The organism is Psychromonas saccharinae, assembly GCF_051201515.1.
Lineage (GTDB): Bacteria > Pseudomonadota > Gammaproteobacteria > Enterobacterales > Psychromonadaceae > Psychromonas.
Genome location: NZ_CP195153.1, coordinates 1,607,423 through 1,621,589 on the forward strand (window position 1 = coordinate 1,607,423; position 14,167 = coordinate 1,621,589).

14 protein-coding genes are annotated in these 14,167 nt (G+C 38.2%); 12 read left to right on the forward strand and 2 right to left on the reverse strand.

The annotated features are described in order from the left end of the window. Positions 1-91 precede the first annotated feature (91 nt). Both ACR30L_RS07150 and ACR30L_RS07155 read right to left on the reverse strand, forming a co-directional pair. Positions 92-1,951, reverse strand: a complete 1,860-nt coding sequence (locus tag ACR30L_RS07150; RefSeq protein WP_435237341.1) for a TIGR00341 family protein — start codon at positions 1,949-1,951, stop codon at positions 92-94. Between the two features lie 269 nt (positions 1,952-2,220). Further along, positions 2,221-3,282, reverse strand: coding sequence for a DUF2914 domain-containing protein (locus ACR30L_RS07155; protein ID WP_435237342.1), 1,062 nt, complete (start codon positions 3,280-3,282; stop codon positions 2,221-2,223). 233 nt (positions 3,283-3,515) lie between these two features. Here ACR30L_RS07155 and hisS point away from each other — a divergent pair, with 233 nt between their 5' ends. The 12 genes from hisS to ACR30L_RS07215 all read left to right on the forward strand — a co-directional run bounded on the left by hisS (position 3,516) and on the right by ACR30L_RS07215 (position 13,884). After that, positions 3,516-4,790: a histidine--tRNA ligase gene (gene hisS, locus ACR30L_RS07160; protein ID WP_435237343.1), complete on the forward strand. Its 1,275-nt coding sequence runs from the start codon at positions 3,516-3,518 to the stop codon at positions 4,788-4,790. A 27-nt stretch (positions 4,791-4,817) separates the two neighbouring features. Continuing rightward, positions 4,818-5,495 carry a YfgM family protein gene (locus tag ACR30L_RS07165; protein WP_435237344.1) on the forward strand — a complete coding sequence of 226 codons (678 nt, stop codon included), beginning with the start codon at positions 4,818-4,820 and terminating at the stop codon, positions 5,493-5,495. Between the two features lie 16 nt (positions 5,496-5,511). Further along, a complete protein-coding gene (gene bamB / locus ACR30L_RS07170; RefSeq protein WP_435237345.1) occupies positions 5,512-6,711 on the forward strand; it encodes an outer membrane protein assembly factor BamB in 1,200 nt (399 codons plus the stop codon). Between the two features lie 90 nt (positions 6,712-6,801). Further along, complete coding sequence (gene der, locus ACR30L_RS07175) at positions 6,802-8,268, forward strand: ribosome biogenesis GTPase Der (RefSeq protein ID WP_435237346.1); 1,467 nt, start codon at positions 6,802-6,804, stop codon at positions 8,266-8,268. Continuing rightward, positions 8,268-8,501, forward strand: a complete 234-nt coding sequence (locus ACR30L_RS07180; RefSeq protein ID WP_435237347.1) for a zinc ribbon domain-containing protein — start codon at positions 8,268-8,270, stop codon at positions 8,499-8,501. Before der ends, ACR30L_RS07180 begins: the two co-directional genes overlap by 1 nt. Before the next feature lie 132 nt (positions 8,502-8,633). Beyond that, a complete protein-coding gene (gene nrdR, locus ACR30L_RS07185) occupies positions 8,634-9,083 on the forward strand; it encodes a transcriptional regulator NrdR (protein ID WP_435237348.1) in 450 nt (149 codons plus the stop codon). Between the two features lie 11 nt (positions 9,084-9,094). Next, on the forward strand, positions 9,095-10,240 hold the full coding sequence (gene ribD / locus ACR30L_RS07190) for a bifunctional diaminohydroxyphosphoribosylaminopyrimidine deaminase/5-amino-6-(5-phosphoribosylamino)uracil reductase RibD (RefSeq protein ID WP_435237349.1): 1,146 nt from the start codon (positions 9,095-9,097) through the stop codon (positions 10,238-10,240). 1 nt (position 10,241) lies between these two features. Then, a complete protein-coding gene (locus ACR30L_RS07195) occupies positions 10,242-10,901 on the forward strand; it encodes a riboflavin synthase (protein ID WP_435237350.1) in 660 nt (219 codons plus the stop codon). Between the two features lie 67 nt (positions 10,902-10,968). Then, positions 10,969-12,075 carry a bifunctional 3,4-dihydroxy-2-butanone-4-phosphate synthase/GTP cyclohydrolase II gene (ribBA, locus tag ACR30L_RS07200; RefSeq protein ID WP_435237351.1) on the forward strand — a complete coding sequence of 369 codons (1,107 nt, stop codon included), beginning with the start codon at positions 10,969-10,971 and terminating at the stop codon, positions 12,073-12,075. A gap of 73 nt (positions 12,076-12,148) precedes the next feature. Then, positions 12,149-12,616 (forward strand): 6,7-dimethyl-8-ribityllumazine synthase, encoded by a 468-nt coding sequence (gene ribH / locus ACR30L_RS07205; RefSeq protein ID WP_435237352.1) that lies wholly within the window; start codon positions 12,149-12,151, stop codon positions 12,614-12,616. Positions 12,617-12,621: 5 nt separating this feature from the next. Next, a complete protein-coding gene (nusB, locus tag ACR30L_RS07210; protein WP_435237885.1) occupies positions 12,622-13,053 on the forward strand; it encodes a transcription antitermination factor NusB in 432 nt (143 codons plus the stop codon). A 111-nt stretch (positions 13,054-13,164) separates the two neighbouring features. Then, on the forward strand, positions 13,165-13,884 hold the full coding sequence (locus ACR30L_RS07215) for a DUF445 domain-containing protein (protein WP_435237353.1): 720 nt from the start codon (positions 13,165-13,167) through the stop codon (positions 13,882-13,884). Positions 13,885-14,167: the final 283 nt, after the last annotated feature.

The following is a 14,167-nucleotide window of genomic DNA, read 5'->3' on the forward strand; positions in this document are numbered from 1 at the left end:
ATATCGTAAAAGGCGAGGTATTCCTTTTACGATATAACAGGGTTTAGTGTATTGCCTTTTAAATTCTTCTATTACGAATTATCTAAGCGCCTTATCGTCGGATCACAACCTGTGCTTCCATCACGACTTTACGCTGTAATTTGTCCTCTATCGTTGCTTTTATATTATCAAGGTCAGTATTCGTTAATGCCGTTGGTGTTACTAATTGGAGTGATAATTCAAGTGGTTCAACGGATCGGGCATTCACCGTACGAATAGCGACACTCCCAATAGTTTCTCCTTGAAGTTTTTTAACAATTTCGGCTTCATCGGATAAATGGATAAAACTCACAACCAATGGGATGCTCACTAAAATCACGGCTGTTAGTGCAATCATTAATCCTTTTTTTGCACGTTTAAAGGGTGCAAAGCCAAGCGTTAAAAAAGTGATTGATGCTGCAAATACGATGCCTGCTAAGTTAGTTAAAAATAAAAGTAATGCGCCCCAGGCAATATGAAAATCCATCCAACCTAAACCAATACCGGTTACAGCTAAAGGCGGGACGAGTGCAACGGCAATTGCTACACCCGCCATGCTTTTTGCTACGCTAACCCTCGCATGGGCATAAGCGCCGGCAACTCCTGAGATTACGGCTACCCCGAGATCTAATAAACTTGGACTTAAGCGATCCGATATCTCGGATGTGACTATTTCCATTGGGAGGATAAAACTTGCAATGGCGGCAAAGAGTAACGCGGTACACAAACCTAAAAATAAGGTGTTAATACTGGATGTTAGCAAAGTGCTGTCTTGTCGAGTTAATGCCATCGATAATGAAATAATTGGTGCCATCAATGGCGCTAAAATCATTGCGCCAATGATAACCGGTGTTGAATTGGCATAAAGTCCGATGCTTGCTAGTAATGTTGAGAGCACCATCAAGGTTAAGAATACTGGAGAAGCAACGGCATTTTCTCGTAGTAATTGATATAACTCTTTAAATTCTTCGGTTGCAGCATGAGCAATGAAAGGGAGGGGATTACTTGCCATCGCGGCGACTGCTTCGCCTGCAGGTAGAGCGGCAACTTTTCTTTCTTCTTTACCACTTGGCGTACCGTCTGCGATCGGGAAATCAGGGCTAACGAGTAGGTTAATGACACGGTGTTCCGTTTGAATTTCAAGGGTAGTCGCGTTTTGTACTCGTCCATCTATTTTATATTCTAAATTTTTATTGTTACTGATGGCGATGGCATGTGTTTTTAGTAGTCCAATAAACTGAGGGCGTTTAGTTGAACCTCCAAAAAGTGCGCGAATAAAATAACGGATCATGCCCATTACACTGCGTGGTGCTAAAATTAATACTTGAAACATGCCATCATTAATATGGCTTTCAGTGATGATATTTCGAGATAGTGATGAGCGATGCCCGTGTTCTACTACCACAACACCTAAAGCTGCTGTTTCGAATGTTGCATCTTGTCCCGTTGTAAAAGATAACTTTTTGGGGATGAAATCAAAGACATCTCGTATATTGGACCAGGTACTTTTTAATTTTTCTTTCCAGCTAATATTTTTGGTATCCGGTGAAAGGTGGAATACATGCCCAATACTCACAGAACTTAATATAAGTTCACCATTGCATCGCATGGCATCGACTTTTCTAGGTTTAGATTGTTGAACATCGGTAACGGCTTTTTCAATATCTTTTTCGATACAAAAACCACGACCTAAATAACGTGCTTCGGGATGAGGTAAAAAAGCAAGATACCATCCATTTTTAATAGCAGCTTCGATAACAACGGGCGCTTGTTGATCACTGATATATAAATAAACGACACTCTCCGGTGCAAGTTCAGGAATGTTATCGGGAGAAAATACACAGGGTAAAACTGTTTCTTCGAATAAAGGGAGCAAGGTTGAACTGACGTATTCTTTTGTGCTTTCGTCAAATAATAAAAAACAATCCGCCATGAAATAAGTGCTCTGAGTTGGTAGTTAAATGTAAACTCAGTATGATAACAGTTCAGGTTTTGTGCAAGAACCCTCATTTATTTAGTTGTTAAATAAATGAGGGTTCTTATACCCGTGATACTTCAAAATTCCCGTCCTATGGGGCGAATGGTCAAAAACTAGCGCTTGAGTTTCACATAACGAAATAATCACTACCTTATGTTGCTTCTTGCTCTGGTATTCGTGCTTGCGCCTGACAAAGCATATTGAAACAACACGGTCATATATCGTTAGTATGTAAATTCAGCAATGGCCAATTTCTCACCTGCTTCATTTTCTAATATGACAGACCAATCACCTTGTTTGTGTGGTTGGATAAATTTATGGGTGAAACTTCTCCATCGATTTCCCCAAGCCCCAACTTCAACGCGTGCTACTTCTCGACCATTAAGGCGCCATTCATAGTAAAGAAATTTATCTGCAAAACCGATGGCGTCAGAATAGGCATATACCGTTGCAATGTTATTTTCATCAAATTGAATGTTTTCCACTGAACCGATTGGCTCTTTATCAATAACAGCTTCAGCAATAGCAAACCGTTTGATTTTTGGAGAAAAAATTTCAACCTTAGTTTGATTGAAAATAGCAGCGGGAATATTGTCTTTTATTGATGAGAGTTCGTTAGTTTTGTTGTTAATTTCTAATGTTTTAGAATTTTCTATTAATGCTGTTGTATCTCTATCAGATGGAACCTTTCCGAGTGACTGGCTTGCTGTTGCTGATGAATTGATAGGTTCAATTTGTAATCTAGGTTGAGTGCCCGTTTGCTGTGTTGTTAATGGTAATTTATTGGATTCCGTCTCGGGTATGGCGCTTGGTGTATTGTCTTCTTCAACCTGATGATTGATTTCAACGGTTTTATTTGAAGAAGGAACTATCTCTATTCTTTCTACTGGTATCGTATTATTTTCAGAAACAATCGGTAATTCACTTTGTGATGGATGTTGCGATGTTGTTGTATCAATAGAAACGGTTTTTTCTGGGGTTGGATGAATAATTGTCTCTTGAGTGTCTTTTTGAGCTGTTTTTGAAATATCGACAACTTTTTCAGAGGTAATAGATGTCGCTGGTATTTGATTTTTACCGTTCGAGGAAAGTGAGGGGAGTGTGTTCGTGTCGCCATTAATAAAGTAAACCCCACCTCCAATTGTACTTAGAGTCAATATCACTGCGCTGATAATACGAGGCCAATGATAAATGTATTCAGGTTCCGGTGTTTTGTGGGGGGATGTTGGTTTGACATCTTTAGGGGTGAATTTAATGCGAATATTAAATTTTTTATCTTTGCTCATTGTATTAAATTGCATCCAAGCTGATTGAAATATTAATAGTGTCCACTATTTTAAGCTATCATTTGTTGTATTTTTGCTCACCCTAGAGAGACTATAAGAAAAACTAGGTAGATCCAAGTATTTGCTGTGTTAATCTGGATTTTTTGAGAGCTGTGATATTAGCATTTTAAGGTCGATTAGGTATATACTAGCGACACTTTTTATAATTTAACTTATTGAATTCGGAAATCATTGTGGAAAAAAAGATCCAAGCTATTCGTGGTATGAACGATATCCTTCCAGAACAGACTCCTGTTTGGCAAAAATTAGAATCCCTATTGAGACAAGTTGTCAGTAGTTATGGTTATTCCGAAATCCGTATGCCGATTGTTGAAAATACGAACCTGTTTAAACGCTCTATTGGTGAAGTCACTGATATTGTTGAAAAAGAGATGTATACCTTTGCAGATCGCAATGGCGATAGCCTAACCTTAAGACCTGAAGGCACTGCCTCTTGTGTTCGCGCAGGAAATGAGCATGGTTTGTTGTACAATCAAGAGCGTCGTCTTTGGTACACTGGGCCTATGTTTCGTCATGAGCGCCCACAAAAAGGTCGTTACCGTCAATTCCATCAGTTTGGCGTAGAAACCTTCGGTATGGCCAGTGCAGATATTGATGCGGAAGTTATTTTGCTTTCTGCGCGTCTTTGGAAAACCTTAGGCATTGAACAACATGTCGAATTGCAATTAAATTCTCTAGGCAGTAATGCAGCTCGTGCCTTATATAAAGAAGCTTTGGTTACCTTCTTAAGCCAACATGAAGATAAACTGGACGAAGATAGTAAACGTCGTATGTTAACCAATCCATTACGTGTTTTAGACAGTAAAAATTCAGACGTTCAGGCACTATTAGTCGATGCCCCGAAACTTTCTGAACATCTTGATGCCGAATCAGTTGCGCATTTTGAACAATTAAAAAAATATTTAGATGCTGTTGGTGTTAAGTATGTCATTAATGAGCGTCTTGTACGTGGTTTAGATTATTATAACCGTACCGTATTTGAGTGGGTCACAACGAGTTTAGGTTCACAGGGGACTATTTGTGCGGGTGGCCGTTATGATGGTTTAGTTGAACAACTCGGTGGAAAGCCAACACCAGCCGTTGGATTCGCAATGGGGTTAGAACGTATCGTGTTAATGTTAGAAACTTTAGCATTAAATGATGATGTGAAAAGTGATGTAGATATTTACAGCGTATTAGTTGGAGAAGGAACGGATACAGCTGGTTTTAAAATAGCAGAATTAATTCGTACCGAATTGCCTGCATTGAAAATGATGCATCATTGTGGTGGTGGTAACTTTAAAAAACAAATGAAGCGTGCGGATAAATATGGAGCACGTATTGCATTAATTATTGGTGAAAGTGAGTTAGCTGAAAATACCGTCACAATTAAAGAACTGCACGGAAATGCGCCACAACAAACAGTGGCAATGGATGAGTTAATTACTAAGTTAGCTCGCTATTTTTAAGCAAACAATTTTATAAAGGATAAGTTAGTGGTTGATATTATTGAAGGTTATGAAACTGAAGAACAACAAGTCGAAGCAATTAAAGGCTGGTGGAAGAAAAATGGTAATACGTTAGTTATTAGTGCTGTTGTTGGTTTAGCTGGATTATGGGGATGGCGCTATTATAACGCTTCCGTGATAACTGCTCACGAAAGTACATCTCAAGCATTCTCTGAAATGCAGACTAAATTTGCCGCAGAAACCGGTGAAAAAGATTTACAGGTGATCAGTGATTTTGTTGCTGAAAATAATGACAATACCTATGGGATGTTAGCGTCTTTATTGCTAGCGAAGGAAGCGGTTGAGCAAACTAAATATGATTTAGCAAAAACACAATTACAACAAGCTCAAAAACAAAATAGTTATGCACCACTTGATCCTGTGATTAATTTGCGTTTAGCACGCGTTGAGTTTGAGCTTGGTAATAATGATGCGGCATTATCAACACTTGCACTTATTACTGAAAAACCGTTTTTAGCTCGAGCTGAACAGTTGAAAGGTAATGTTTATTTACAAATGGGTGAGCAAGATAAAGCACGTAGTGCGTTCCAAGATGCTATTAATAACTCACAGGGGCGTGTTGATCCCGTGTTGCAATTACAAGCAGATGACCTCGGTTTAGCTGAACCAGTTATTGCGACTGAACCTGTTCTTGATGGTGAATAATAAGTTGAGATTTCCGATGAATAAATGGTTTAATCGATTGACTGTTATTGCCGGTGCAACGCTTGTATTGTCTGGCTGCTCAGCATTTTCTGGTGAAGAAGATGTTGTGAAAATGGCAGAGCTTCCTGTATTTGAAAGCACTTATAAACCACAAATTGCGTGGCAAAAAAATATTAGTGATGGCGTTGATAAATATTACTCTCAGTTGCAACCAGCTGCGGATCAAGATGCTATTTATGCGGCTTCTCGTGATGGATTGATCAAAGCTTTTTCACCGGACAGTGGAAAAGTACTTTGGACAACCGACTTTAGTGATGATCCAAGTAACCAACTAAATCGTTCTGCTCGTTTATCCGGTGGAATTACATTAACACCCGATAGTGTTGTTATTGGGACTGAAAATGCGCAGGTATTGGCTTTTAGTAAAACCACTGGTGAATTAAACTGGGAAACCGATGTAACTGGTGAGGTTGTTGCTCAGCCTGTTTACGATAGTGGTGTTGTTGTTATTCATACCACACGCGGTGATTTAATTGCGTTAGACAGTGATACGGGTGAACAACTTTGGAATTTAAGTAATAAACAGCCGAATCTTTCATTGCGAGGCAGTGCAACACCTGCAATTTCTCAAGGTGGTATTGTATATGGGCGTGCTGATGGTTATGTCAGTGTGGCTTTATTATCAACGGGGCAGCCCCTATGGCAGCTTCCTGTGGCACGACCTTATGGTGCGACTGAGCTAGATCGTTTGGTTGATGTTGATATGAAACCTATTATCAGTAATGGTGTGGTTTATGCGCTTGCTTATAATGGAAATTTGATTGCAATCGATTTACTTAAGGGTAAGCAAATTTGGTCTCGTAAATATGCAGGGTTTAGTGATATTGCATTATCTGGAATGACTTTATATGTCACTGACTATCGAGGCTATGTTTATGCGATTGATCGTAGTTCAGGAACAGAGCTTTGGAGTAATGATAAATTATCATACCGCAATCTCACAGGCGTAACCGTCGCGAATGAATACATCGTTGTTGGTGATGGAGAAGGTTATTTACATTGGTTAAGTCGAGAAACTGGTACCTTTGTTGCGCAACAAAAGTTAGATTCGGATGGTTTGTATATGGAGCCAATAGCGACGAATGATTACCTTTATTTACAGACTCGCAGTGGTAAATTAATCGCCATTGAAAAACCATCGTTAAACCTAGATTAATTACTTAATTATTTACGTCAGAAATTATTGTATACTATGAAACCCTTAACTTTTTTGGTAAGGGTTTTTTTTGTTTTATAGGATTGAAGTATGTTACCAGTCGTCGCATTAGTTGGACGTCCCAATGTGGGCAAATCAACATTATTTAACCGCTTAACTCGTACTCGTGATGCGTTGGTTGCGGATTTTCCCGGTCTAACTCGAGATCGTAAATACGGTCAGGCAAAGATCGATGAAAATGAGTTTATTGTTATCGATACCGGTGGTATTACCGGCGATGAACAGGGTATTGATGCATTGATGGCAGGGCAGTCATTACAAGCAATTGAAGAAGCCGATGCCATTCTATTCCTTGTTGATGCGCGAGTTGGGATGACTGTTGCCGATGAAGCAATTGCAGATCACTTGAGAAAACAAGAAAAAAACGTATTTATTGTTGCGAACAAAACCGATGGGATTGATGCTGATTCTGCCTGTGGTGAATTTTATGCGCTCGGTTTAGGTGAGGTCTACCATATTGCTGCTGCACATGGTAAAGGCGTTCGTCAAATGATTGAAACTGCACTCGATGGTTTCTTCGATGAGGTCGTTGTTGAGCAAGACGGTGATGATGATAACCTTGAACCAGAATTCATAGAAGAAGATGAAGAAGCACTGCTTAAAGAGCAAGAACGCTTACAGAACTTGCCGATAAAGTTAGCGTTAATTGGGCGCCCTAATGTTGGTAAATCAACCCTAACTAACCGTATTCTAGGTGAAGAACGAGTGCTTGTGTACGATATGCCAGGTACCACTCGTGATAGTATTTATATTCCGATGACACGTGATGATCGCGAATATGTATTGATTGATACAGCGGGTGTTCGTAAGCGCAAAAAAGTGAATGAAACCGTTGAAAAATTCTCAGTAATTAAAACCTTAAAAGCCATTGAAGATAGTAATGTCGTTATGCTAATTATTGATGCGCGTGATGGTATTTCGGATCAAGATTTATCGCTACTGGGCTATACCCTAAATGCCGGTCGTTCACTCGTGATTGCGGTGAATAAATGGGATGGTATGTCAGAATACGATAAGGAGCGGGTAAAAAGCGAACTTGATCGTCGACTTGGTTTTGTTGATTTTGCTAAAATTCATTTTATTTCTGCCTTACATGGGACTGGCGTTGGGCATTTATATGAATCCGTTGAAGAAGCTTATGAATCTTCAACTAAACGTATTTCGACTTCAATGCTAACTCGAATAATGGGGATGGCTGTTGATGATCACCAACCACCGATGGTGCAGGGACGTCGTGTTAAACTACGTTATGCACATGCGGGTGGTTATAATCCTCCGTTGATTGTTATTCACGGAAACCAAGTTAAAAAACTAGCTGATTCATATAAACGCTATTTAATGAATTATTTCCGTCGTTCACTCGGTATTATGGGAACGCCCATTCGGATTGAATTCCGTGAAGGTAGTAATCCATTTGAAGGACGCCGTAATAAGTTAACACCAAATCAAATGCACAAGCGTAAACGTATGATGAAGTTCCATAAAAAAGGAAAATAATGATGTCGTTAACATGCCCTAAATGCGGACAAGCAATAGAAAATGCGGGTATTCAAAAAAAGAATTACCATTGCGATAGTTGTGGGAGTGATTTAAAAATTCAAGCCGCCTGTGACAAGTGTGGTGAGACTTTAGAATTATTGCAAGCTTGTGGTGCTGCAAATTTGTGGTGTAATAATTGTAATGAGCTAAAAAGTAAATCGTCTGCTATTTACAGTTTACATCAAAGCTAAGCATTACCTTGATTCTATATTTTGTTAGATAAGAGGCTGAATGAATAATTCGGCCTTTTTTATCATGCAATTTATTATTATTTGGTATTATCCTTACTCTATCGGATTGATTTATCTAAAGAGAGAAAAATTATGTATTGTCCTTTTTGTGGCGCACAAGATACCAAGGTTATCGATTCTCGTTTAGTGGCTGAGGGCTATCAAGTTCGTCGCCGCCGTTCTTGTAATGAATGTGCAGAACGATTTACGACTTTCGAAGTTGCAGAATTGGTTATGCCACACCTTATCAAGTCAGATGGTCGAAGAGAGCCTTTTAATGATGAAAAGTTACTAGTAGGCATTCACCGCGCATTAGAAAAACGTCCGGTAAGTATTGAAGATATTGAAAATGCAGTCAATAAACTTAAATCCACGATACGTGCTACGGGAGAACGTGAAATTTCTTCAAAAATAGTCGGTGAGTTAGTCATGGAGTTATTAAAAAGCTTAGATAAAATTGCTTATATTCGTTTTGCTTCTGTCTATCGTTCTTTTGAAGACGTTAAAGAATTTGGCGAAGAAATTGCAAAATTAGAAAAGTAATTGGATAAAAAATGAATACCGTAAGTTTTACAGATTTAGATAGGCAATACATGGCTTGCGCTATCACGCTGGCTAAAAAAGGGCGATTTACTACTTCACCGAATCCTAACGTTGGCTGTGTTATTGTGAATAACGACACCATTGTTGGAGAAGGGTTTCATCTTAAAGCCGGATTGCCTCATGCTGAAGTTAATGCATTAGCAATGGCGAAAAACAAAACCGTTGGTGCCACTTGTTACGTTACCCTTGAACCTTGCTCTCATTATGGACGAACCCCACCTTGTGCTTTGGCATTAACTAAAGCGGGTGTTAAACGGGTTGTTATCGCAATGGAGGATCCAAATCCTCAAGTGGCAGGGCGTGGCATCCAAATTCTACTCGATGCTGGTATTGAAGTTGCAGTTGGATTGCTTGAGTCAGATGCGCGTAATTTAAACCTTGGTTTTATCAAACGTATGCAAGCCAATAGACCACGTGTAACGGTTAAACAAGCTGCAAGTTTAGATGGTAAAACCGCGTTGAAAAATGGCCAAAGCAAATGGATAACGGGTTCAGAGGCTAGAATTGATGTTCAGTATTATCGTGCTCAACAAAGTGCTATCCTAACAGGTATAGGTACTGTACTTGCTGATAATCCGAGTCTAAATGTTCGATATAATGAGCTACAAAAAGCACCACAATTCTTAAATGAAGTTAATGAGAAATTAGTTCGTCAGCCAATCCGCATTATTTTGGACTCTAACAATCAACTAACATTGAATGAAGGTTTGTTTGAGCTACCGGGGAAAGTCATTATTGTTTCACTTTCTAAGCGCTCAGATATCCGTAATAAAATATTGATTGCGGAGGTTGAGCAGATTGTTGGCGTACCCGATAGTCAAGGGCATATTGACCTTAATGATTTGTTAAATCGCCTACCTCAATATGAAGTCAATGACCTGTGGGTTGAAGCTGGGGCAAAACTTAGCGGTGAGTTTTTTAGAAACAATCTGGTCGATGAATTTATTCTTTATCAAGCACCAAAATTAATGGGTGATTTAGCAAGAAACTTAGTAAACTTACCCAACTTTTCAAAAATGGAAGATGTTATTCAATTGTCGCTTAAAGATGTTGCGATTGTGGGTGATGATCTTCGTATAATAAGCAACCGAGATTAATATGTTTACAGGTATTATAGAAGCAATCGGCACCGTTAAAGCAATTAAGCATCACGCACAGGATGTTACCATTAATGTTGATTGTGGAGCGCTTGATTTAAGTGATGTTAAATTGGGTGATAGTATTGCGCATAATGGAGTATGCTTAACGATCACAGCGTTAAGTGATCATGGTTTTTCTGTGGATTTATCGCAGGAAACATTGAAGCGTAGTGGTTTTTCACAAATAAAAACAGGGTTTGAAGTTAACCTTGAAAAAGCGATGCAGATGAATGATCGCTTTGGTGGCCATATTGTCAGCGGGCATGTCGATGGTGTTGGAGAAATATGTTCAATTAATCAACTGGGTAATGCTGTTGAATATTGGGTTAAAGCGCCTGAGCAATTAGCAAAATATATTGCAGAGAAAGGTTCGATTACCGTTGATGGTATTAGTTTGACGATTAATGACGTCGAAGGTGCTCGTTTTAAATTAACGATTATTCCACATACTATTTCACAAACTATTATGGCTAATTATAAAGTAGGTACACCAGTAAACCTCGAAGTTGATGTGATTGCGCGTTATTTAGAGCGCTTATTGTTAGGTGAAAAGGCCAGTCAGCCAGAGAGTAAACAATCAACTATGGAGCTTCTTGCTAAAAGCGGCTTTATGGGATAGTTCGAAAAATATAATAATGACTTCGTTTTATGAGAAGCCTTCTAAGAAGAAATATAGGAATTCAATAATGCAATTAAATACAACAGCTGAAATCATTGAAGATATTCGCTTGGGTAAAATGGTTATCTTAATGGATGATGAAGACCGTGAAAATGAAGGTGATTTAATTATTGCTGCCGATATGGTCACTCCAGAAGCAATCAATTTCATGGCTAAATATGGGCGTGGTTTAATCTGTTTAACATTGACTGAAGAACGTTGTAAGCAACTAAAATTACCCTTAATGGTCGACGATAATACGGCGGCATTTTCAACTAATTTTACGGTTTCTATTGAAGCTGCAAATGGTGTGACTACTGGGATTTCTGCTGCAGATCGTGCTATTACGGTACAAGCTGCGATTGCCAAAGATGCAAAACCGGCTGATATTGTGATGCCTGGACATATTTTCCCACTTAAAGCCCAGCCAGGTGGTGTATTAACTCGTGCCGGACATACAGAAGCTGGTTGTGATCTTGGTCGTTTAGCCGGTCGTGAACCTGCAGCTGTTATCGTTGAAATTCTTAATGAAGATGGGACCATGGCACGACGCGCTGACCTTGAAATTTTTGCTCAAGAACATGGCATTAAATTGGGAACAGTAGCAGATTTAATTGAATATCGTAATAATAATGAAACAACAATTGAACGCGTAAGCAATTGTAAATTACCAACAGAATTTGGTGAGTTTGATCTAATTGCCTATCAAGATACCATTGATAAACAGGTTCACTTCGTTTTAAAAAATGGTGAAATAAAATCAGGTGAGACAACAAATGTGCGTGTTCATCTACAGAATACGTTCAGTGATAATTTCTTTTCCGATCGTTTAGCTGAGCGTACATGGCCATTGCGTAATGTGATTAAACGCCTTGCCGAAGACAGTGGTGTGTTGGTGATGCTAGGTAATCAAGAAACACCCGAATCACTGATTGACAGTATTAAACAAATTGCGATGCAAGATGCCGGTGAAACCATTGGTAGTAAGCCGCTTGGTACAAGTCGTCGAGTCGGCGTGGGATCTCAAATTTTACGTGATTTAGGTGTTGAAAAAATGGCATTGTTAAGTTCTGAGAAAAAATATCATGCTTTATCTGGATTTGGTCTCGAAGTAGTTGATTACATCACTGAGTAATCACCTTAACAAAGAAAATAAATGTGTTAGAATGCACAAAATTATGCAATAAATAGATGCAAGAAGGGTAAAAATGAAAATAATTGAAGGTGGCTTAACAGCCCCACAAGCGAAAATCGCAATCGTCATCTCTCGTTTTAATAGCTTTATTAATGAGCAGTTATTAGCCGGGGCCGTTGATACCCTTAAACGTACAGGTCAAGTGACAGAAGATAATATTACCGTTGTACGCGTGCCTGGTGCTGTTGAACTCCCACTAGCAACTAAACGTGTTGCTGCATCTAAAAAGTTTGATGCAATTATTGCATTAGGTACAGTTATTCGAGGTGGTACGCCACATTTTGAATTCGTTGCCAATGAGTGTAATAAAGGTCTTGCACAGGTTTCTCTCGACTTTGATGTTCCTGTTGCCTTTGGTGTACTTACCACCGATTCAATTGATCAAGCGATTGAACGAGCGGGTACTAAAATGGGTAATAAAGGTAGTGAAGCAGCATTAAGTGCACTTGAGATGGTTAATGTGATGGCGGAACTGGGATAATGAAAATGAAACCTGCTGAGCGACGTCGCGCTCGCCAGTTTGCAGTTCAGGCTGTTTACCAATGGCAAATAACGAAAGCAAATGCTGGTCAAATTATTGATCAGTTTACCGTTGATCAGGATTTATCAAAAACTGATGTCGCTTATTTTAAAGAATTATTAACCGGTGTTATTAATCGTGTTGATTCCTTAGACGAAAAGTTATCACCTTATCTTTCTCGTAAAATTGAAGATGTAGATATGGTTGATATTGCAGTCTTAAGAATTGCAATGTTTGAGCTAACTTATCGTACTGATGTACCTCATAAAGTGGTATTGAATGAAGCGATTGAATTAGCAAAAGATTTTGCAACCGATGAATCTTATAAATTCGTCAATGGCGTATTAGACAAAGCATTACGTAGTTTAAAATTACGTGAAGAAAGTAATAACGATTAATAAGTAACGTTTTATTGATTGATAATAGAAATCCAGTAACCATTTATTTAGTTACTGGATTTTTTTGTATATAGCGTTTATTAAAATATATTTATAGTCTTGGAGGGATTAATGAACAAAAGTTTTCTAACTAATCTATTGGCCGCCATTATTTTATTAGTAGGTCTATTAATGGGCGAAAAAGAGTATGGTTCTATATTAACAATGATTGGTTTATTTGCATTATCTGGTGCATTAACGAATTGGCTTGCTGTTTTTATGTTATTTGAGAGAGTGCCTTTTTTATATGGTTCAGGTGTTGTGCCTGCACATTTTGAAGAATTTAAAAGTGGTATTCGTACCTTAATGATGGAACAATTTTTCACCCAGGAAAATGTTGAACGATTTTTAAATGCGGGTTCATTATCACCACTAAGTTTTAATTTAACGCCTGTGATTAATAAAGTCGATCTTGATCCTACCTTTGATGGTTTAGTAGATGTAATCATGGCTTCTTCATTTGGTGGTATGTTAGGTATGCTAGGTGGCAAAGAAGCATTAGTTCCATTGAGAGAGCCTTTTATAAAGCATATGAAAACTTCTATTATTGAGTTAACTGAAGATGAAAAGTTTACTGAATTAGTTAAACAAGAAATTGGGCAAGCAGAAATGATGCACGATATTTTAATTAAAATAGAAAAAATAATTGAGCAACGCCTCAATGAATTAACACCACTTTTAGTAAAACATATTATTCAAGCAATGATAAAAAAACATTTAGGTTGGTTGGTGGTATGGGGAGGTGTTTTTGGCGGTTTAATTGGATTGATAAGCGCTTTAATTGTGGCGTAAATGATCTGCTTTTTGAACTTTGTCGTATACTTTATCAATAATTAAAGCTTTTATATTGATTGCCGTTACAGTGATAGATAGACAATATAAAGTGTAAATCCAATTGTAATATTATCGATTTTTGAAGTAATTAAAATAATATAAATGACACTATATCATGTAACAAATCATTAACAAAAGTAGGGGTGATTGCTTGATTTATTATTAAATTAATGTACTTTTAACCTACATCATCTATTTTTTATGTGGGGTTCAATTTTTTGAATCTTTCGTTTTAATAAGT

Excerpts from the sequence above, each read along its gene's own strand:
- ACR30L_RS07195 (WP_435237350.1), top strand. The coding sequence starts at position 10,242 with ATGTTTACAGGTATTATAGAAGCAATCGGCACCGTTAAAGCAATTAAG.
- ribH (WP_435237352.1), top strand. The coding sequence starts at position 12,149 with ATGAAAATAATTGAAGGTGGCTTAACAGCCCCACAAGCGAAAATCGCA.
- nusB (WP_435237885.1), top strand. The coding sequence starts at position 12,622 with ATGAAACCTGCTGAGCGACGTCGCGCTCGCCAGTTTGCAGTTCAGGCT.
- ACR30L_RS07155 (WP_435237342.1), bottom strand. The coding sequence starts at position 3,282 with ATGAGCAAAGATAAAAAATTTAATATTCGCATTAAATTCACCCCTAAA.
- ACR30L_RS07150 (WP_435237341.1), bottom strand. The coding sequence starts at position 1,951 with ATGGCGGATTGTTTTTTATTATTTGACGAAAGCACAAAAGAATACGTC.
- ACR30L_RS07215 (WP_435237353.1), top strand. The coding sequence starts at position 13,165 with ATGAACAAAAGTTTTCTAACTAATCTATTGGCCGCCATTATTTTATTA.
- ACR30L_RS07180 (WP_435237347.1), top strand. The coding sequence starts at position 8,268 with ATGATGTCGTTAACATGCCCTAAATGCGGACAAGCAATAGAAAATGCG.
- ribBA (WP_435237351.1), top strand. The coding sequence starts at position 10,969 with ATGCAATTAAATACAACAGCTGAAATCATTGAAGATATTCGCTTGGGT.
- nrdR (WP_435237348.1), top strand. The coding sequence starts at position 8,634 with ATGTATTGTCCTTTTTGTGGCGCACAAGATACCAAGGTTATCGATTCT.
- ribD (WP_435237349.1), top strand. The coding sequence starts at position 9,095 with ATGAATACCGTAAGTTTTACAGATTTAGATAGGCAATACATGGCTTGC.
- der (WP_435237346.1), top strand. The coding sequence starts at position 6,802 with ATGTTACCAGTCGTCGCATTAGTTGGACGTCCCAATGTGGGCAAATCA.
- bamB (WP_435237345.1), top strand. The coding sequence starts at position 5,512 with ATGAATAAATGGTTTAATCGATTGACTGTTATTGCCGGTGCAACGCTT.